Source organism: Caulobacter sp. 17J80-11, from assembly GCF_014349105.1.
Taxonomy (GTDB): Bacteria; Pseudomonadota; Alphaproteobacteria; order Caulobacterales; family Caulobacteraceae; genus 17J80-11.
On record NZ_JACSJI010000011.1, the window covers coordinates 11,697 to 29,749 of the forward strand.

16 protein-coding genes are annotated in these 18,053 nt (G+C 72.2%); 9 read left to right on the top strand and 7 right to left on the bottom strand.

From position 1 onward, the window contains the following. The first annotated feature begins 301 nt into the window (after positions 1-301). The 3 genes from H8B08_RS12340 to clpB all read left to right on the top strand — a co-directional run bounded on the left by H8B08_RS12340 (position 302) and on the right by clpB (position 5,735). Entirely contained in the window at positions 302-1,561 is a 1,260-nt protein-coding gene (locus H8B08_RS12340) for an NAD(P)/FAD-dependent oxidoreductase (RefSeq protein ID WP_187450505.1), read from the top strand. Between the two features lie 56 nt (positions 1,562-1,617). Next, positions 1,618-3,045 carry an NAD-dependent succinate-semialdehyde dehydrogenase gene (locus tag H8B08_RS12345; protein ID WP_187450506.1) on the top strand — a complete coding sequence of 476 codons (1,428 nt, stop codon included), beginning with the start codon at positions 1,618-1,620 and terminating at the stop codon, positions 3,043-3,045. A 110-nt stretch (positions 3,046-3,155) separates the two neighbouring features. Continuing rightward, entirely contained in the window at positions 3,156-5,735 is a 2,580-nt protein-coding gene (gene clpB / locus H8B08_RS12350; RefSeq protein ID WP_187450606.1) for an ATP-dependent chaperone ClpB, read from the top strand. A 77-nt stretch (positions 5,736-5,812) separates the two neighbouring features. Here clpB and H8B08_RS12355 read toward each other — a convergent pair whose 3' ends face one another. After that, on the bottom strand, positions 5,813-6,598 hold the full coding sequence (locus H8B08_RS12355) for a hypothetical protein (protein WP_187450507.1): 786 nt from the start codon (positions 6,596-6,598) through the stop codon (positions 5,813-5,815). A 145-nt stretch (positions 6,599-6,743) separates the two neighbouring features. On the opposite strand from H8B08_RS12355, the gene H8B08_RS12360 reads away from it, so the two are divergent. From H8B08_RS12360 to H8B08_RS12375, 4 genes are all read left to right on the top strand, one after another. Then, positions 6,744-6,920 (top strand): hypothetical protein, encoded by a 177-nt coding sequence (locus tag H8B08_RS12360; protein WP_187450508.1) that lies wholly within the window; start codon positions 6,744-6,746, stop codon positions 6,918-6,920. A gap of 62 nt (positions 6,921-6,982) precedes the next feature. After that, the gene (locus H8B08_RS12365; RefSeq protein ID WP_187450509.1) at positions 6,983-7,300 is read left to right on the top strand and encodes a hypothetical protein; all 318 of its coding nucleotides are present in this window, start codon (positions 6,983-6,985) and stop codon (positions 7,298-7,300) included. Positions 7,301-7,382: 82 nt separating this feature from the next. Further along, positions 7,383-7,583, top strand: a complete 201-nt coding sequence (locus tag H8B08_RS12370; RefSeq protein WP_187450612.1) for a hypothetical protein — start codon at positions 7,383-7,385, stop codon at positions 7,581-7,583. A 94-nt stretch (positions 7,584-7,677) separates the two neighbouring features. Beyond that, a complete protein-coding gene (locus H8B08_RS12375) occupies positions 7,678-8,721 on the top strand; it encodes an FUSC family protein (RefSeq protein ID WP_187450510.1) in 1,044 nt (347 codons plus the stop codon). Between the two features lie 3 nt (positions 8,722-8,724). On the opposite strand, the gene H8B08_RS12380 is transcribed toward H8B08_RS12375, so the two are convergent. Both H8B08_RS12380 and H8B08_RS12385 read right to left on the bottom strand, forming a co-directional pair. Beyond that, positions 8,725-9,075: a phage holin family protein gene (locus tag H8B08_RS12380; RefSeq protein ID WP_370545465.1), complete on the bottom strand. Its 351-nt coding sequence runs from the start codon at positions 9,073-9,075 to the stop codon at positions 8,725-8,727. A 159-nt stretch (positions 9,076-9,234) separates the two neighbouring features. Then, the gene (locus H8B08_RS12385) at positions 9,235-10,149 is read right to left on the bottom strand and encodes a lysozyme inhibitor LprI family protein (protein WP_187450512.1); all 915 of its coding nucleotides are present in this window, start codon (positions 10,147-10,149) and stop codon (positions 9,235-9,237) included. Between the two features lie 118 nt (positions 10,150-10,267). Here H8B08_RS12385 and H8B08_RS12390 point away from each other — a divergent pair, with 118 nt between their 5' ends. Continuing rightward, positions 10,268-11,677: an HWE histidine kinase domain-containing protein gene (locus tag H8B08_RS12390; RefSeq protein WP_187450513.1), complete on the top strand. Its 1,410-nt coding sequence runs from the start codon at positions 10,268-10,270 to the stop codon at positions 11,675-11,677. Positions 11,678-11,783: 106 nt separating this feature from the next. Then, positions 11,784-11,978: a hypothetical protein gene (locus tag H8B08_RS12395; RefSeq protein WP_163262430.1), complete on the top strand. Its 195-nt coding sequence runs from the start codon at positions 11,784-11,786 to the stop codon at positions 11,976-11,978. 3 nt (positions 11,979-11,981) lie between these two features. On the opposite strand, the gene H8B08_RS12400 is transcribed toward H8B08_RS12395, so the two are convergent. The 4 genes from H8B08_RS12400 to H8B08_RS12415 all read right to left on the bottom strand — a co-directional run bounded on the left by H8B08_RS12400 (position 11,982) and on the right by H8B08_RS12415 (position 18,051). Next, positions 11,982-13,772 carry a DUF885 family protein gene (locus tag H8B08_RS12400; protein WP_187450514.1) on the bottom strand — a complete coding sequence of 597 codons (1,791 nt, stop codon included), beginning with the start codon at positions 13,770-13,772 and terminating at the stop codon, positions 11,982-11,984. Between the two features lie 45 nt (positions 13,773-13,817). Further along, a complete protein-coding gene (locus H8B08_RS12405) occupies positions 13,818-15,011 on the bottom strand; it encodes a cyclopropane-fatty-acyl-phospholipid synthase family protein (protein WP_187450515.1) in 1,194 nt (397 codons plus the stop codon). 69 nt (positions 15,012-15,080) lie between these two features. Next, a complete protein-coding gene (gene adhP / locus H8B08_RS12410; protein WP_187450516.1) occupies positions 15,081-16,106 on the bottom strand; it encodes an alcohol dehydrogenase AdhP in 1,026 nt (341 codons plus the stop codon). Positions 16,107-16,173: 67 nt separating this feature from the next. Then, entirely contained in the window at positions 16,174-18,051 is a 1,878-nt protein-coding gene (locus H8B08_RS12415) for a monovalent cation:proton antiporter-2 (CPA2) family protein (RefSeq protein WP_187450517.1), read from the bottom strand. Positions 18,052-18,053: the final 2 nt, after the last annotated feature.

Here is an 18,053-nt window from a genome sequence, read left to right on the forward strand (position 1 = left end):
CCGTCTCGTCGCCGCTTTCAGCCCCCCGGCGTCCCCGTCGCCGGGGGGCTTCGTCGTTTCCGGCCTCCCCGGACCTACGGACGGAGAAGTCTCAAGGCGCGGACCGCCGCGCTCGAACCCGACGGGCCGACGTGCGTTTCGATCCCCGACGACAGATGAGGGGCGCCCGGCTCCCCCCCAATCCCCCGACCGCCGGTCGTTCCGATGTCGCCCAGCCCTCCGGCGTCCCCCCGCGCCGGAGGGCTTCTTCGTTTCCGGGAAGGCTTGACCGGGACGGGCCCGCCCGGCGACCACTCGGGCCATGGGGCTTTCCATCGGGATTTCCGGCGCGGGGCCGGCCGGGCTTGCGGCGGCGCTGCTGCTCAGGCGGGCCGGGCACGCGCCCGTGGTATTCGAGCGGTTCGAAGAAGCGCGCCCGGTCGGCTCGGGCCTGATGATGCAGCCGACGGGGCTGGCCGTCCTGCGCGCGCTGGGGCTGGAGGCCGAGCTGCGCGCCCACGGCCAGCCGATAGCCCACATGTTCGGGCGCGCGGTCGGGTCGGGGCGCGTCGTTCTGGACGTCCGCTACGACGCTCTGGCGCCGGGAACGCGGGCCCTGGCCGTGCATCGCTCCGCCCTGTTCGGTGTGCTGCACGCGGCGGCCGAGCGCGAGGGTGTCGAGATCGAGACCGGGTTCGAGGTCGCGGGGCTGGAACGCGGCGCCGACGGCCGGGCGCGGCTGGTCGACGCGCGCGGGCGGGCGCGAGGGCCGTTCGACCTCGTGGTGGACGCCTCGGGCGCCCGCTCGGCCCTGGCCGACCTGTGCCGGTCGAAGCCGCCGCAGGCGCTGGCCTACGGCGCCGTCTGGGCGACCCTGCCCTGGCCGCAGGACGCAGGCTTCGAACTGGAGGCGCTGGAGCAGCGCTACCGCCGGGCCGACACCATGGTCGGCGTGCTGCCGGTCGGCCGGCGCTGGGGCGAGGCGGAGCCGGTGACCACCTTCTTCTGGAGCCTGAAGCCGGGGGACTACGCGGCCTGGCGCGCGCGCGGGCTCGACGCCTGGAAGGCCGACGTCCTGCGGGTCTGGCCGCAGGTCGAGCCGCTGCTGGACAAGATCAGTTCGCCCGACGACCTGGTGTTGGCCCGCTACGCCCACCACACCCTGGCGCGGCCGTATGCGGAGCGGCTGGCGGTGATCGGCGACGCGGCCCACGCGACCAGCCCGCAATTGGGGCAGGGCTGCAACATGGCCCTGCTGGACGCCGCCGCCCTGGCCGCCGGGCTGGCGCGCCACGCCGACGTGGGCGAGGCGCTCGCGGCCTACGCCCGTCTGCGGCGCGGGCACGTGCGGCTGTACCAGACGCTCAGCCGGCTGTTCACGCCGTTCTATCAGTCCGACAGCCGTCTGCTGCCGGCGGTGCGCGACCTATTGCTGTCGCCGGCCAGCGGCCTGCCGTTCGCCCCGCGGGTGCTGGCGACCCTGGTCTCGGGCTTGATCGGCGACCCGCTGTCGCGGCTTGGTCTGGATGCGCCGCCTTCGGTCGCGACGGCGGATCCAGAGCCGCTGGCGGCGGCCGGCTGAGGCGAACCCGGGTCGCCCGGGGCGCGTTTTGCGACGACCCCTCGGAGGACCCCGACATGGCTGACCAACCCGGCGGCGGACGCGCGCGCGTGCAGACGGTGAACCCGGCGACCGGCGAGCCCGGCCGGGCCTACGACGCCCACACCATCGACGACGCACGCGCCGCCGCGGCCGAGGCCCACGAGGCCTTCCTGTCCTGGCGGCGGACGTCCTTCGCCCAACGGGCCGCGGTGATCCGCAAGGCCGGCGCGATCCTGCGCGAGCGCAAGGACGAGTTCGCCCGGCTGATGACCGAGGAGATGGGCAAGACCCTCAGCGACGGTCAGGCCGAGGTCGAGAAGTGCGCCTTCCACTGCGACTGGTTCGCCGAGCACGCCGAAGGCTATCTGGCGCGAGAGCCGGCCGACCTCGGCCACGGCGAGGCCTTCGTGACCTTCAACCCGCTGGGCGTGGTCCTGGCGGTGATGCCGTGGAACTTCCCGTTCTGGCAGGTGATGCGCTTCGCGGTCCCGGCGCTGATGGCCGGCAACGGCGGCCTGTTGAAGCACGCCAGCAATGTGCCGGGCTGCGCCCTCGCCATCGAGGAGGTGTTCCTTCAGGCCGGCCTGCCCAAGGGGCTCTTCCGCGCCCTGCTGCTGCCCAGCCGCGACGTGAAGGCGCTGATCGAGGACGCCCACGTCGTCGCCGTGACCCTGACCGGCAGCGTGCCGGCGGGCCGCAGCGTGGCGACGGCGGCCGGCGGCGTGCTGAAGAAGTGCGTGCTGGAGCTGGGCGGGGCCGACCCCTACGTGGTGCTGGAGGACGTCGACGTGGCGGCGGCGGCGCGGATCTGCGTGACCGCGCGCATGGTCAACGGCGGCCAGAGCTGCATCGCCGGCAAGCGCTTCGTCGTCGTGCGCCCGGTGCTGGAGGCCTTCGAGCGCGCCGTGGTCGAGGCCATGCGCGGCTTTGAGATGGGCGACCCGACCCGGCCGGAGACGCGGCTGGGGCCGATGCAGAGCGTCCAGGCCCGCGACGACATCCACCGCCAGGTGACCGAGAGCGTCCAGAAGGGCGCGCGCCTGCTGCTGGGCGGCGAGGTCCCCGACGGCCCCGGCGCCTGGTACCCCGCGACGGTGCTGGCCGACGTGCGCCCGGGCCAGCCGGCCCACGACCAGGAGGTGTTCGGCCCGGTCGCCGCCATCATCGCCGCCGAGGACGAGGCCGACGCGATCCGCATCGCCAACGCCAGCGAGTTCGGCCTGGGCTCGGGCGTGCTGACCGCCGACCTCGACCGCGGCCGCCGCATCGCCGCGGAGGAGCTGGAGGCCGGCATGAGCTTCGTCAACGAGAACGTCCGCTCCGACCCGCGCATGCCGTTCGGCGGGGTGAAGCACTCCGGCTTCGGCCGCGAGTGCGGCCGGTACGGCATCCGCGAGTTCGTGAACATCAAGACCGTCCACGTGCAGACGCTGGCGAAGGCCAAGGGCAGTTCGGTCGAATAGGCGGTCCGCTTGTGGCCCGGCGGAGCGGCGCCTACATCGCCTGCAGGCCGGACTGCGTCGCTTCTTGCAAGGGCGCGGACCGGCGATCCGCCTGAAAGGGGATGACCGCTTTGAATCTCGACATCTATTCCGACCGCGCCAAGCAGGCCGTGCAGTCGGCCCAGTCGCTTGCCCTGGCGCGGCGGCACCAGCATCTCTCGCCCGAACACTTCCTGAAGGTGCTGCTGGAGGAGCGCGACGGCCTCTCGCGCCAGCTGATCCAGCAGGCCGGCGGCAAGCCCGACACGGCCGTGCGCGAAGCCGACGCCGCGCTGGCCAAGCTGCCGGCGGTGCAGGGCGGCTCCGGCCAGCTCTATCTGAAGCCCGAGACCGCGCGGACCTTCGCCGCGGCCGAGGAGGACGCCAAGAAGGCCGGCGACGCCTTCGTCACCACCGAGCGCCTGCTGGTGGCGCTGGCCAAGGAAGGCGGCGAGGCGGCCGAGGTGCTGAAGAAGGCCGGGGTCAACGCCGCCGGCCTGGAAGAGGCCGCCAAGTCGCTGCGCAAGGGCAAGACCGCCGACAGCGCCGGGGCCGAGGACGCCTACGACGCGCTGAAGCGCTACGCCCGCGACCTGACCGCCGCGGCGCGCGACGGCAAGATCGACCCTGTGATCGGCCGCGACGAGGAGATCCGCCGCACCATCCAGGTGCTGGCGCGGCGCACCAAGAACAACCCCGTGCTGATCGGCGAACCCGGCGTCGGCAAGACCGCCATCGTCGAGGGCCTGGCCCTGCGCATCGTCAACGGCGACGTGCCCGAGAGCCTGAAGGACAAGAAGCTGCTGGCGCTCGACATGGGCTCGCTGATCGCCGGCGCGAAGTACCGCGGCGAGTTCGAGGAGCGGCTGAAGGCGGTGCTGAACGAGGTGACCGCCGCCGAAGGCCAGATCGTGCTGTTCATCGACGAGATGCACACCCTGGTCGGGGCCGGGAAAAGCGACGGGGCGATGGACGCCTCGAACCTGCTGAAGCCCGCCCTGGCGCGCGGCGAGCTGCACTGCGTGGGCGCGACCACGCTCGATGAATATCGCAAGCACGTGGAGAAGGACGCGGCCCTGGCCCGTCGCTTCCAGCCGGTGTTCGTGGCCGAGCCGACGGTGGAGGACACGGTCTCCATCCTGCGCGGGCTGAAGGAGAAGTACGAGCTGCACCACGGGGTTCGGATCTCCGACAGCGCCATCGTGGCCGCCGCGACCCTGTCCAACCGCTACATCACCGACCGCTTCCTGCCCGACAAGGCGATCGATCTGGTCGACGAGGCGGCCAGCCGCGTGCGCATGGCGGTCGACAGCAAGCCCGAGGAGCTGGACGAGATCGACCGACGCCTGGTGCAGCTGAAGATCGAGCGTGAGGCGCTGAAGCTGGAGACCGACGCGGCCTCGAAGGCCCGGCTGGAGAAGCTGGACGACGAGATCGACGATCTGGACGGCCGCTCGGCCGAGATGACCGCCCGCTGGAAGGCGGAGAAGGAGAAGGTCGGTCAGGCCGCCAAGGTCCGCGAGACCCTCGACCGGCTGCGCGCCGAGCTGACCGACGCCCAGCGCCGCGGCGACTTCGCCCGCGCCGGCGAGATCCAGTACGGCCAGATCCCGAACCTGGAAAAGCAACTGGCCGAGGCTGAGGCGAACGAGCAGGACGCGCTGACGCCCGAGGTGGTCGACGCCGAGCAGATCGCCGCGGTGGTCTCGCGCTGGACCGGCGTGCCGGTCGAGAAGATGTTGGAAGGCGAGCGCGAGAAGCTGCTGCACATGGAGCAGTCGCTGCGCGGGCGCGTGGTCGGCCAGGAAGAAGCGCTGACCGCGGTGTCCGACGCCGTGCGCCGCGCGCGCGCGGGCCTGAAGGACCCCAACCGGCCGATCGGCTCGTTCCTGTTCCTGGGGCCCACGGGCGTGGGCAAGACCGAGCTGACCAAGGCGCTGGCCGAGTTCCTGTTCGACGACGAGCACGCCGTCACCCGCCTCGACATGAGCGAGTACATGGAGAAGCACTCGGTGGCCCGCATGATCGGCGCGCCTCCGGGTTATGTCGGCTATGAGGAAGGCGGCGCGCTGACCGAGGCCGTGCGGCGGCGGCCCTACCAGGTCGTGCTGTTCGACGAGGTCGAGAAGGCCCACCCGGACGTCTTCAACGTGCTGCTGCAGGTGCTGGACGACGGTCGGCTGACCGACGGCCAGGGCCGCACGGTCGACTTCCGCAACGTCCTGATCGTCATGACCTCGAACCTGGGCTCGGAGTACCTGGCCAACATGACCGAGGACCAGGACGTCGACGTCGTGCGGCCGATGGTGATGGAGGTCGTCCGCGGCCACTTCCGTCCGGAGTTCCTGAACCGCATCGACGAGGTGATCCTGTTCCACCGGCTGGCGCGCGCCCACATGGGCGACATCGTTAGGATCCAGCTGGAGCGGGTGGAGAAGCTGCTGGCCGACCGGCGCATGTCGATCGCGCTCGATCCGGCGGCGATGAACTGGCTGGCCGAGCGCGGCTACGATCCCGTTTACGGGGCGCGGCCGCTGAAGCGGGTGATCCAGAAGGAGCTGGTCGACAAGGTCGCCAAGAAGCTGCTGGCCGGCGAATTCGCCGACGGCGAGGTGATCGCGGTGGGGGCCGGCGCCGACGGCCTGGAGATCGGCAAGGCGCGGGTGCACTGACCTAGGGCCGTCATCGCGGCTGCGGCGGAATTCGCGCTCCGCTGCAGCCGGGGTGGCGCGCCGGTTCAAATCTCGCGCTAGCCGGGTCCCGCGGAGTCGCCGGTCGGTGGCGGGAGCGACTGGACGATGGCGACCAGGTTCACCGGCTGCACGCGGATGACGCCGGCGCGCGGGCTGTCGATGTCGGCGATCAGCAGGAACGGCACCGAGACGATCACCGGCAGGATGGCGAGGATCCGCGCGCCCTTGCGGTGCTCGACGCCGCCGAGCAGCACGTTGCCCGCGAACGCGATCAGCAGCATCAGCCCCCACGCGCCGATCGGTATGTGGTTGCGCCAGGCCGCCCCGGTGTAGCCCTGCGAATTGAGCACGTCGTTCATCCCGGACACCACGAGCGCTGCGACCGGCGTCGGCGTCGCCTCGGCCGGGCCGGCCACGGCGGACCACATCTGGGCCTGCAGCCGCGCCGTCTCGGCGTTGATCCGGTCGAGCCGGGCCGGATCGCTCTCCCGGTAGAACAGGATGCGCTGTTCGGTGTAGCGGGCCAGCAGGTCACGCACGGCCGCCGCCGCCCCGGGCGGCAGCAGGTCGGCGCGGACGTATTCGGTGCCGATTGCGTTCGCCTCGCTCGCTTCCAGGTCCTTGCGCTCGTCATAGCGCGTGACCGCCATCAGGAAGCTGAAGCCGATGATCAGGGCCTGCAGCGTCAGGGTGGCGCTCAGGATGGCGCTGAAGTCGGCGCGTTCGGCGTCGGTCGCCGGCCGTCCCCGCTGGCGCAGAGCGTGGCCTAGATGGGCGCCCAGCCACTGCACCAGGAGGGCGACGGCGAAGATCGCGAACGGGTGGTGATAGAAGCCGGCCATGCGGTGCACCTGCGCCGTCCCGCCGACGAGTCGAGGCCGCTCCCAGGGACCGGCCCATCGGGGAAACCCTGACTCGATGAACGGCCGAGGCCGGCTTTCGGTTCAGCGCCTTGCAGCTTCGCCACGTGGCGCTCAGACTGTCGGCATGAGACCGATTACGCTCGCCGACAAGCTGCAGATGATCCGCGACCGGTACTACCTGCTGGTCGGGCCGCTGGTCCTGTTGCTGGCGTTCGGGCTGGGTAATTCGCCCGTGCTGGCCTGGACCGCGGGATCGATCCTCGTGGCGGCGACCGTGCTGAAGGTCACCCAGCGCCGCTGAGCCTGCTCCGGCAACGTCAGACGATGCTTTGCGTTTGACGTTCGTAGCTTAGGAGCAGCGTGATGAAACTTCGCCTCCCCCTCGCCGTCGCCGGCCTCGGCGCGCTGGCCCTCGCCGCGTGCCAGGAGCAGAAGACGGATGACCCCAGCGCCGCCGACGTGGCGGCGGCGAGCGCGGCGCAAAGCGCGGAGAACGCGGCCGACGCGGCTGGCGCGGCGGCCACCGCGGCGGCGGCCAACGCCGGCCAGAACACGACCACGGTGATCCGCGAGGTGCCGGTCCCGACGCCGCCGCCCCCGACCACCAAGGAAGAGAGCACCTCGGTCACCATCGACGGGAACGGCGCCACCGTACGCAACGAGACCAAGGGCCCGGACTGACCGGCCCGGTCGCGGTGCGCGCGTCGGCCCGCAACACCTTTTCGGCCGCACCCGTTCAGGGCGAGGACGAAAGGCGGTCTCCATGGCGGACAAGCGCAAGGACAGGACCCTCCGGCGGCCGAAGGCGGCCGGCAAGCCCGGAATGTCCGGGCTGGCCACCCACCTGCAGCCCGGCGGCATGACCCCGGGCGGCGGCCCCGGCGCCGGGGTCGGCAGCATCGGCACGGGCGGCGGCTCGACCGACAACCGGCCGAGCGGCGACCTCAAGGATCGCGGCGAGTAGGCGCCTGACCGAGCCCGCGCCCGACAGCGAGCCGCGCCCTTGGCCGGACAGGATCGCGGCCGCGACCCGGGTCCTGGTCACCCCCGGCCCGCGCATGGTCGACGAGCTGGAGTGCGTCGCCTCGGTCCTGCTCGCCATCGTGTTCGGCCGGCTGGCCGGCGGCCAGCACATCGCTTGGGCGGCGTTCGCCGGTTACATGGTCATGCGCGGCCATGTGGCCGACAGCCTGCGCCGCGGCCTGCTGCGGATCGTCGGCACGGTCGGGGGCGCGATGCTTGCGTGGGCGCACCTCGAGCTGCTGGGCGCCGAACCCGTGCGCTCGGCCGTGGCGCTGGCCGCGGTCGGCGGCGCGACGCTGTACGCCGCGCTCACCACCAAGCGCAGCTACGCCTGGCTGTTCGTCGGCTTGACCTTCGCCGCGGTGGTGCTGGACCGGGTCGAGCACCCCGACGCGCCGGTGGTCGCCCAGGCCCTGGTGCGGGTGACGGAGGTGGTCGCCGGCACCCTGGCCTGCGTGCTGGTCAGCGCGCTCTCGACCATGACGCTGCGCCGGCGCTGGCCGGGGTCGCGAAAGCCGGACCCGAAGGCCGAGGGCTGGCGGCCGGAGGCGGCGCGGCACGCCGCCCAGGCGGCGATCGCGCTGGCGACGCTTCCGCTGATCCGTCTGGTCTGGCCGTTGCCGGAGCTGGCCCAGGCGGCTGTGGCGATCATGGCGGTGATGATGGTCCCGGTCAGCGGGATCGGGGCCAGCGGCCTGGCGCCGGTGAGCCGGCGCATCGGCCTGCGGGTCGCGGGGTGCGCGGCCGGGGCCGCCGTCGCGGCCGCCTTCCTGCTGGTCTCGCGAGGGTCGCCGGCGGTGCTGATCGCCGGGACCATGGTCGGCGTGATCCTGGGCCGCCACATCGAGAACGGCGCCTCGTCGGTGGCGTACGCCGGCACGCAGTTCGTGCTGGCCGTCCTGGTCGCCCTGGTGCCGGACGACTACGCCAACCCGGACCTGAGCGGCGCCTGGGGACGGCTGGCGGCCACGCTGATCGGGCTGTGCCTTATCGAGCCCGTGCTGGTGGCCTGGCACGTCCTGGCTCCGCGCCGGCCGCCGACCTCCGTGGACGTGCGGAGCGAGCCGGGAGAGGTCTGAAGCCTAGTCCTTCCGGCTCACGACGTTGGCGGCCCAGCTCACCGCGCCGGTGACCACGGCCGCGCCGATCGCCGCCCAGAAGCCGTGCACCTCAAAGCCGTTCAGAAGCGCGGCGGTCAGGCCGATCGAGGCGGCGTTCACCACCAGCAGGAACAGGCCGAGCGTCAGCAGGGTGACCGGCAGGGTCAGCAGCACGATCAGCGGCCGCACCAGCGCGTTGACCACGCCCAGCAGCAGGGCGGCGGCGAGGACGTCGACCGCACCGTGCAGCTCCACGCCCGGCACGACCTTCGACGCCAGCCACAGGCCGCCGGCGCCGACGAGAAGACGAAGCAGAAACGCACCCAAAGCCACGCGACTCCTATCCGAGGCGGACAGGGTGCGTGGGGTGTGCGGCGAAGTTGGGGCGTTCCTTTCCCGCCTGTCGAGCCCGGCGTCGCCCCTCGCCGGCATGGTCGTGCCGCTCATCCCGCCCAGCGGAAGAACGGGGTTACTTACCGGCCGATGGCGGAGCTACCAGTCCCTGCGGCTCAGCTCGGCGATGCGGCGTTCGTAGGCGGGGCCGACCATGGACGGATCGCGCAGGGCCGCGCCTTCGCGCACGGCCATCCAGCGGTCCTGGTCGGCCTTCAGGGCGCGCGGGTCGCGGGCGGAGCTGAGGGCGCGGCGGTAGATGGAGTCCATTCGCGCGTCGAGCGCCGCCAGGCTCGGGTTACGGCAGACCTGGCGCTCGCCCGGCGAGGTGGCGCGGCTGCAGTCGAAGCTGGGCCGGGCCGGCGCGGGGGCCGCCAGGGGCCGCGTCGACGGCGTCTCGGCGGAGACGCGCACGGTGTCGGGACGGGGTTGGACCGGCGGCGCCTTGCGGGCGGGCGGCCTGGGGCGCGCCGGCGGCTCGGGGGCCGTCGCCGGACTTGTCCTGCGGGCCGGCGGCGTCTCCACCGACGCGACCTGCACGGGAGCGGACGCCGGCTGGGGCGACGTCGCGGCGGACGCCTGAGCTTCGGCGCGGCGGCCATAGTCGAGGGCGTCGCGCGACAGGCCTACGCTCGGGGCATGAGGCAGTGGCGCCGGGCCGGCTCCCGCCGCGGGCGTCGTGGCCAAAGGTGCGGTCAGGGGCGTGGTCGAGGAGGGCGAGGCGACCGCGGCGGTCTCGACGGTCGCGACCGTGGTTTGGGCCGGCGCGTCGGAGCCCACGGTCATGGCGGTGTGCTTGCGCGGCGCCGTGGCGGCCGGGGCCCGCTTCGGCGTGGAACTGACGGGCGGCGAGGACGGCGGGCCCCGATGCAGCATGCCCCATTGCACCCCCATGCCGGCGGCGAAGCCCAGCACGCACAGGGTCGCGATGGTGGCGACGCGGTTGCGCCGGAATTTCGGCGGCGCGCCGCGCTTGGGGGGCAGTTCGGTGACGTCGAAAGCGGGGCCGTCCATGCGCGCGACAACCGCTGAACCGGGTTGGTGGTTGCAAGCGCTGCCGTTCCGTCGCGAGGCGGTTGACGAAGGCCGCCGACGGGGGCCTGATCGCGGTTGGGGGAAACGGGAGGTAGGGGTGAGACAGGGGGCTGTCTCCGCCGCGCCGGGCACGCGTGCCCGCACCTTGGCGGACCTGGACCAGGCCGCGATCGATCTGTTGCCGGTCGGGGTCAGCGTTTGCGCCGCCGACGGCGCGCCGATCCGCTGGAACCGTGCGGCCGAACGGCTGTGGGGCCGCGCGCCGCGCCGCAACGAAGGGGCCGAACGGTTCGGCGGGGCCTGGCGGTTGTACGGCGTCGACGGCGCCCGGCTGACGGCCGAACGCACCCCGATCTTCGAAGTCCTGTCGACCGGCGGACGCCGCTCGGCCGAGCTGCTGGTCGAGCGGCCGGACGGCGAGCGCAAGGCCGTCGCCCTGACCGCGGAGGCCCTGGTAGATGAGGCCGGCCGGGCGATGGGCGCGGTGGTCTGCTTCCAGGAGCTCGCCGAGCGGACGGCGCCGACCCCGTCGGCGGCGGAACGACGGGCGCGCGACCTGTTGGAAGCCCTGCCCGCGGCCGTCTACACCACCGACGCCGACGGGCGGATCACCTTCTACAACGCCGCCGCGGCGGAACTGCTGGGCGGCGCGCCGGTCCCGGACGACACCCGCTGGTGCGGGGCCTGGAAGCTCTACACGCCCGACGGCGCGCCGCTGGCCGTCGAGGACTGCGCCATGGCCGTGACCCTGCGCGAGAACCGGCCGGTGCGCGGAGCCGAGGTGCTGGCCGAGCGCCCGGACGGCAGCCGCCGGCCGATCCTGCCCTACCCGACGCCGCTGCGCGACCGGCGCGGCCGGCTGGTGGGGGCGGTCAACATGCTGGTCGACGTCAGCGAGCAGAAAGAGGCGGAGGCCCGCCAGCGGCTGCTGGTCGACGAGCTGAACCACCGGGTCAAGAACACCCTGGCGACGGTGCAGTCGCTCGCCTTCCAGACCCTGCGCCACACCGCCTCGCCCGAGGCCTTCCGCGAGAGTTTTGAGAACCGGCTGGTGGCCCTGGCCCGCGCCCACGACCTGCTGACCCGGCGCTGCTGGCAGGGCGCGGACGTGCGCGACATCGTCTCGCGCGAGCTGGATCCATGGACCGACGGGGCGCCGGAGCGGACCCGGGTCGAGGGCCCTTCTGTGGAGTTGACGCCGCGCCAGGCCGTGGCCCTGGCCCTCGTGGTCCACGAGCTGACCACCAATGCGGTCAAGCACGGAGCGTTGGGCGCGCCGGACGGGGCGGTGTCGGTGACCTGGCGGCGCGAGGCCGAGGACGACGACGCGCGGGTGTTCATGAGCTGGGCGGAGCGCGGCGGGCCGGCCGTGCGCCCGCCCGAACGGGGCGGCTTCGGCTCGACCCTGATCCGGCGCAGCGTGGCCGGCGACCTCGGCGGCAAGGCCGAGCTGACCTGGGCCCCGGAGGGCCTGGCCTGCACGCTGGAGTTTCCGCTGCGCGGCTGAGCAGGGGAATCTTTCAGGCTCCGCTGGAACAGCGTCCGGCGTGACGTTTTTCCGGAGTAGCGAGGCGCCCGGCCCCGAAGCGCCCGCGAGCGCTCAGGAGTACCCCATGTCCGAGCCGGTCCTGCCCCAGGCCGACGCCGCCCAGCCGGCGACGGCCGTTCCCGTCACGCCTGACGTCCAGGCGGAGGTGCGGGTTGCGGGCGAGCCACGGTCCTTCCGCGACGACGCCGCCCCCTACACCTTCATCATGGAATTGCGGGACCAGACGCCCCGCGACAAGGATCGGGTCAGCCGCCGCTGACCCTTACTTCGCCTTCTTCTCGGCGATCCACTCGTCGATGTGCTGTTCGAGCAGGGAGAGCGGCATGGCCCCCTCCAGCAGCACGGCGTCGTGGAATTCGCGCACGTTGAAGTCGGGCCCCAGCTCAGCCTCGGCCTTCTTGCGCAGTTCCTTGAGCTTCAGCTCGCCGATCTTGTAGCCCAGCGCCTGGCCGGGCCAGCTGATGTAGCGCTGCAGCTCGGTCTCGATGTTGTGCGGGGCCAGCGCCGAGTTGTCCCGGAAGCAGGCGCGGGCCTGCTCGATGGTCCAGCCCTTGGCGTGGATGCCGGTGTCGGCGACCAGGCGGCAGGCGCGCCACATCTCGTAGCTGAGCTTGCCGAACCGCTCGTACGGGTCGCGGTACATGCCCATCTCGTAGCCGAGGAATTCCGAGTAGAGGCCCCAGCCTTCGGTGTAGGCGGTGACGTTGGCGTTGCGGCGGAACCAGGGCTGGTCGCCGGCCTCCTGGGCAAGCGCGATCTGCAGGTGGTGGCCCGGCACGGCCTCATGCAGGGTCAGGGCCGGCAGCTCATACAGCGGGCGCTGGTCCAGCTTGGAGGTGTTGACCAGATAGCCGCCGGCGATGCCCAGCTGCGGAGAGCCGGGCGAGTAGCGGCCGGTGGTGTAGTTCTCTTCGATCTCGCGCGGCACCGGGCGCACGCCGTAGGTCAGGCGCGGCAGGGTCTTGAACAGGCGCGGCAGCTGGTCGTCGGAGCGCTTGGCGATCTCCGAGGCCTTCTCCATCAGGTCTTCGCGCGACTGGGCGTAGAACCGCGGGTCGGTGCGCAGCCAATGCAGGAACTCGGGGAAGGTGCCCTTGAAGCCCGACGCCGCGATCTCCTTGTCCATTTCGGCGCGGATGCGGGCGACCTCGGACTTGCCGATCTCGTGGATCTGGTCGGGGGTCAGGTCGGTGGTGGTGTAGCCGCGCGCCAGCCAGGCGTAATAGGCCTTGCCGTCAGGCAGGGTGGAGACGCCCAGGCCCGGACGGGCCTTGGGCATGTACTCGTCCTTCAGGAAGCGCACCCACTCGCGGCGCGCCGGCTGGATCTTGTCGACGATGATCTTCCTGGCGCGGTCGCGGAGCGCGGCCTGGTCGGCGGCCGAGATGCTGTCGGGCAGCTTGGCCAGCGGGATCAGCATCGGATCCTGATCGAGCGAGAAGGCCGCCTCCGCCTGGGCGATGGTCAGGGCGCTTTCGACCGTGGATTTCGGCTGGGTGAAGCCGGTCTTGATGCCGCGGCGGGCGTTGGCCTGGGAGTCCGCGTAGTACTTGGCCGCGCCGTCCATCCGCGCCAGCCAGGCCTCGGCCTCGGCCTTCGACGAGATCGGCGTGGAGCGGGCCAGGTAGCCGAACATGGTGCCGGGGCCGCCTTCGGAATCGAAGGCCAGGCGGGAGCCGTCGAACCGGTCGCCCTCGAGGCGCTCGTTGACGATGCGGGACAGGAAGGCGTGGTTGAAGGCGTCCTCGGCCGACAGCTGGGCGACCGGCACGGCCTTGAGGCGGGCCTGGAAAGCCTTGATGACGGCGGTGCGGCGGGCGTCGCCGGCGGGGGTGATGTCCGGCAGCTTCGACAGGGCGGCGGCGTCGCCCTCCGAGCCGGAGCTGATCGGGTCTTCGGCCCGCTCGGCCGCTTCCCAGTCGGCGACGATCTGGCGCCACTGGGCCGTGGCGGCCGACTGCTGTTGCTGGGCGGCGGCCGGCGTCGCGACGACGGCCACGGCGGCGACGGGCGCGAGCACGAGCGCGAGCGCGGTGGCGGCGGACTTGATCATGAGAGCTCCCCGACGATGCGGCGGAGCGTTGTCCGCCCCGTCCGGTCAGGCCGCCCGCACTGAAGCGGCGGCCCGCGTTTGAAAATCGCCGAGATAGTCGCGCGTGAGCGGCACGGCGTCCACCCGTTTGCTGAGCTGCAGCTGGAAGACCATGTGGCCGCGCCGCCGGAAGGCGATCTCGCTGACCACGAGGTAGAACTCCCACATCCGGCAGAAGCGCTCGTCGTAGAGGCCGGCGATCTCCTCGCGCCTCGCCATGAACCGCTGGCGCCAGTGCCTGAGCGTCTCGGCGTAGTGCAGGCGCAGGATCTCCACGTCGGTGACCCACATGCCCGTGGGCTCGATGGCCGGCAGCACCTCCGACAGGGCCGGGATGTAGCCGCCGGGAAAGATGTATTTGGCGATCCAGGGCTGGGTCGCGCCGGGTCCGTCCTTGCGGCCGATGGAGTGGATCACCGCCACGCCGTCGTCGCTCAGCAGACGCGACACCGCGTCGAAGTAGGCCGGGAAGTTCGGCACGCCGACGTGCTCGAACATGCCGACCGAGATGATCCGGTCGAACGGGCCCTGCACGTCGCGGTAGTCGCAGAGCTCGAAGCGCACCCGGTTCGACAGGCCGCGCTCCTCGGCCCGCGCGCGGGCGATGGTCAGCTGCTCCTGCGAGAGCGTGACGCCCACCACCTCGGCGCCGAGCTCGGCCAGGGTCAGGGCCAGCCCGCCCCAGCCGCAGCCGATGTCGAGCACGCGCATGCCCGGCTGCAGCAGCAGCTTGGCGGCCAGCCGGCGCTTCTTAGCGGCCTGAGCCTCCTCCAGGGTCATGTCCGGCCGCTCGAACACGGCGCAGGAGTACTGCATGTCCTGGTCGAGGAAGCGCCGGTACAGGTCGTAGGACAGGTCGTAGTGGTGGGCCACGTTCTGGCGCGAGGCGCGCCGGTCGTTGGCCTGGTCCATGCGCGCGCGGAGGCGGCCCAGCAGGCCCAGGGACTGCATTGGCCGTCGGGCGACCAGGTCGACGAGGTCGTAGATGGAGCCGCGCTCCATGATCAGGCCGCCGTCCATGAAGGCTTCGCCGACGGCCAGGGCCGGCTTGGCGGCGATCCGGCGCAGGGTCGCCCAGTCGGCCAGTCTGACCGCCACCGGCGGATCCGGATCGTCGCCCACCATCAGCCGCCGTCCGTCCGGCAGGCTGAACGCCGCGGACCCTTCACGCACATACTCGCGGAGCAACCGCTCGAGCATGGCCTTATCGCCCCATTCGTCCCGATCAAGCTTAACGGTTGGAGGTGCGCGAGGTTCCCGGCGAATTCTCTAATGTTCGAAGTCGAGCACCACCCGGCCTTCGATCCTGCCTTCCTTCATGCAGGCGAACACCTCGTTGATGTTCTCGAGCCGGTCGGTCGTGACCGTCGCCTTCACCTTGCCGTCGCGGGCGAAGGCCAGCGCCTCCTGAAGGTCCAGCCGCGTGCCCACGATCGAGCCGCGCACCGTGATGCCGTTCAGCACCATATCGAAAATGGAGACCGGGAAATCGCCGGGCGGCAGGCCGGTGAGCGACACCGTCCCGCCCCGGTCGACCATGCCGAGCGCCTGCTCGAACGCCTTGGGCGACACGGCGGTGACGAGCGCGCCCTGGGCTCCGCCGACGGCGCGCTGCACGAAGGCGACCGGGTCTTCGGTCTTCGCGTTCACGCCCAGGGCCGCGCCGAGGCGCTCGGCCAGGGCCAGCTTGGCGTCGTCGACATCGACCGCGATGACATTGAGCCCCATCGCCCGGGCGTACTGGACGGCGACGTGGCCCAGACCGCCGACGCCGGAGATCAGCACCCAGTCCCCCGGCCGGGTGTCGGTCATCTTCAGGCCCTTGTAGACCGTGACGCCGGCGCACAGGATCGGCGCGATCTCGGCGAAGCCGACGTTGTCGGGCAGGTGTCCCACATAGTCGGGGTCGGCCAGCACGTATTCGGCGAACGCGCCGTTGACCGAATAGCCCGTGTTCTGCTGGGACCGGCACAGCGTCTCCCAGGCGCCCAGGCAATGTCGGCAGCGGCCGCAGGCGGTGTGCAGCCAGGGGACGCCGATCCGGTCGCCTTCCTTCACCCCGCGCACGTCGGCGCCGACGGCGACGACGTGGCCGACACCCTCGTGGCCGGGAATGAATGGCGGTGAAGGTTTGACCGGCCAGTCCCCGTCGGCCGCGTGCAGGTCGGTGTGGCATACGCCGCATGCGGCGACCTTGACCAGCACCTGCCGCGGTCCGGGCTCCGGCGTCGGGACCTCCTCAAGGACGAGCGGCTGGCCGAACGCGCGCACCACGGCGGCCTTCATCGTCTTCATCGCACCGGCTCCCGAGCCCCCGGCGACAACGGCACAACCCCACGCCCAGTTTGTGGTTCCGACCGGTTCAGCAGCCGAAGGCGCCGGGGTCGGGGCCCTTGGCTTCCTCCTCGCTCTCGCCCTCGGTGTGGGTGACCGCGCGTTCGAGGTCGGAGCGCAGCAGGTCGTCCATGCGCGGCGAGCTCTCGCGACTGGCGATGGCGAACCGTTCTTCGTCGCCCCACAGCGGGCGCAGCTGCTCGAACATGCGCTCGTCGTGCAGGCGGAACAGGCGCGCCGCCCGCTCGGCCCGGTACGCCCGCCAGCCGAGGCCGCGCAGGGTCTCGGCGGCCATGGCCAGGCCCCCTTCGAAGGTCTCGCGCTCGACGATGTGGGCGCCCTTGTCGAGCAGTTCGTAGGCGTGGCGGCGGTCGAAGGCGCGAGCCAGCACCTTCAGGTGCGGGAAGGTCTCGCGTGCGATCTCGACGATCTCGGTCGCCTTGTCCTTGTCGCCGACGGCCACGACGATGACCTTGGCGCGCTCGGCCCCGGCGGCGCGCAGCAGATCCAGGCGCGCGCCGTCGCCGTAATAGACCCGCCGGCCGAAGCGGCGCAGCAGCTCGATCTGCTCGACCGAGTTCTCCAGCACCGAAGTGGTGAAGCCGTTGGCGGTCAGCACGCGGCCGACGATCTGGCCGAACCGGCCGAAGCCGATCACCAAGGCGTCGGGGGTCTCCTCCTCGAAGGCGTTGACCGGCTCGGCGCCCGCGCGGGCCGGCGTGCGCGCCAACTGTTCCCAGGCGGTCAGCGCCACCGGCGTCGCGGCCATGGACAGGGCCACCGCTGCGGTCAGCAGGGCCGCGAGGTCGGCCCCCAGCACGTGCGCCGTCACCGCGAAGCTCAGCAGGACGAACGCGAACTCGCCGCCCTGGGCGAGGGCGACCGCGGCCGTGCCGGCGTCGCGCCAGGGCCCGCGGAACAGCAGGCCGAGGCCGAACATGACCAGCCCCTTCAGGGCCATCACGCCCAGCACGACGAGGGCGAGGTCGACGGGGCGCGACAGCACCAGTGGCACGTTCAGGCCGGCGCCGACGGTGATGAAGAACAGGCCGAGCAGCAGGCCGCGGAACGGCTCGATGTCGGTCTCCAGCTCGCGGCGGAATTCGCTCTCGGCCAGCACCACGCCGGCCAGGAAGGCGCCCAGCGCGGGCGACATGCCGACCAGCTGCATCAGCAGCGCCGCGCCCACCACGAGCAGCAGGGCGAAGGCGGTGAAGGCTTCGCGCAAGCCGGCGCGGGCGATGTAGCGGAACACCGGCTGGGTCAGGTAGCGGCCGCCGACGACCAGGGCCAGGACCGCGCCGAGCACCGCCAGGCCTTGGGCCCAGGCCGGCCAGTCGCCGATCAGATTGATGCCGTGGGCGGCGGCCTCGGCGTCGTGCACGGCGGCGGCGCCGCCCACCGCGAGCAGCGGCAGGAAGGCTAACAGCGGGATGACCGCAAGGTCCTGGAACAGCAGGACGCCGAACACCGCCAGGCCGACCGGCCCGCGCCGCAGGCCCTTCTCGTCCAGCAACTGCAGCACGATGGCGGTGGAGGACAGGGCCAGGATCAGCCCCGTGGCGATCGCCTCGCGGCCCGTCAGGCCCAGCACGACCGCGCCGGCGGCCAGGGCCGCGCCCACCGCCAGCATCTGCGCCAGGCCGAGGCCGAAGATCGCCCGGCGGAGGTTCCAGAGCAGGGCGGGGCGCAGCTCGAGCCCGATCAGGAACAGCAGGATGACCACGCCGAACTCGCTGGCCCGGCGCACGTCTTCGATTGCGCCGACCAGTTTCAGGACGTGCGGTCCGATCACCACGCCGGCGACGAGGTAGCCCAGCACCGAGCCGAGGCCCAAACGCTTGGCGGCCGGGCCCGACACGACGGCGGCGGCGAGATAGACGAAAATCTGGGTCAGGACGGTCATGG

What these genes read in the sequence shown, in the direction of transcription:
- H8B08_RS12385 (WP_187450512.1), bottom strand. Translation starts at nt 10,149, where the DNA reads ATGGACGGCCCCGCTTTCGACGTCACCGAACTGCCCCCCAAGCGCGGC.
- H8B08_RS12355 (WP_187450507.1), bottom strand. Translation starts at nt 6,598, where the DNA reads ATGGCCGGCTTCTATCACCACCCGTTCGCGATCTTCGCCGTCGCCCTC.
- H8B08_RS12400 (WP_187450514.1), bottom strand. Translation starts at nt 13,772, where the DNA reads ATGATCAAGTCCGCCGCCACCGCGCTCGCGCTCGTGCTCGCGCCCGTC.
- H8B08_RS12370 (WP_187450612.1), top strand. Translation starts at nt 7,383, where the DNA reads ATGGCGGACAAGCGCAAGGACAGGACCCTCCGGCGGCCGAAGGCGGCC.
- H8B08_RS12395 (WP_163262430.1), top strand. Translation starts at nt 11,784, where the DNA reads ATGTCCGAGCCGGTCCTGCCCCAGGCCGACGCCGCCCAGCCGGCGACG.
- H8B08_RS12405 (WP_187450515.1), bottom strand. Translation starts at nt 15,011, where the DNA reads ATGCTCGAGCGGTTGCTCCGCGAGTATGTGCGTGAAGGGTCCGCGGCG.
- H8B08_RS12375 (WP_187450510.1), top strand. Translation starts at nt 7,678, where the DNA reads ATGGTCGACGAGCTGGAGTGCGTCGCCTCGGTCCTGCTCGCCATCGTG.
- H8B08_RS12360 (WP_187450508.1), top strand. Translation starts at nt 6,744, where the DNA reads ATGAGACCGATTACGCTCGCCGACAAGCTGCAGATGATCCGCGACCGG.
- adhP (WP_187450516.1), bottom strand. Translation starts at nt 16,106, where the DNA reads ATGAAGACGATGAAGGCCGCCGTGGTGCGCGCGTTCGGCCAGCCGCTC.
- H8B08_RS12365 (WP_187450509.1), top strand. Translation starts at nt 6,983, where the DNA reads ATGAAACTTCGCCTCCCCCTCGCCGTCGCCGGCCTCGGCGCGCTGGCC.
- H8B08_RS12345 (WP_187450506.1), top strand. Translation starts at nt 1,618, where the DNA reads ATGGCTGACCAACCCGGCGGCGGACGCGCGCGCGTGCAGACGGTGAAC.
- H8B08_RS12340 (WP_187450505.1), top strand. Translation starts at nt 302, where the DNA reads ATGGGGCTTTCCATCGGGATTTCCGGCGCGGGGCCGGCCGGGCTTGCG.
- H8B08_RS12415 (WP_187450517.1), bottom strand. Translation starts at nt 18,051, where the DNA reads ATGACCGTCCTGACCCAGATTTTCGTCTATCTCGCCGCCGCCGTCGTG.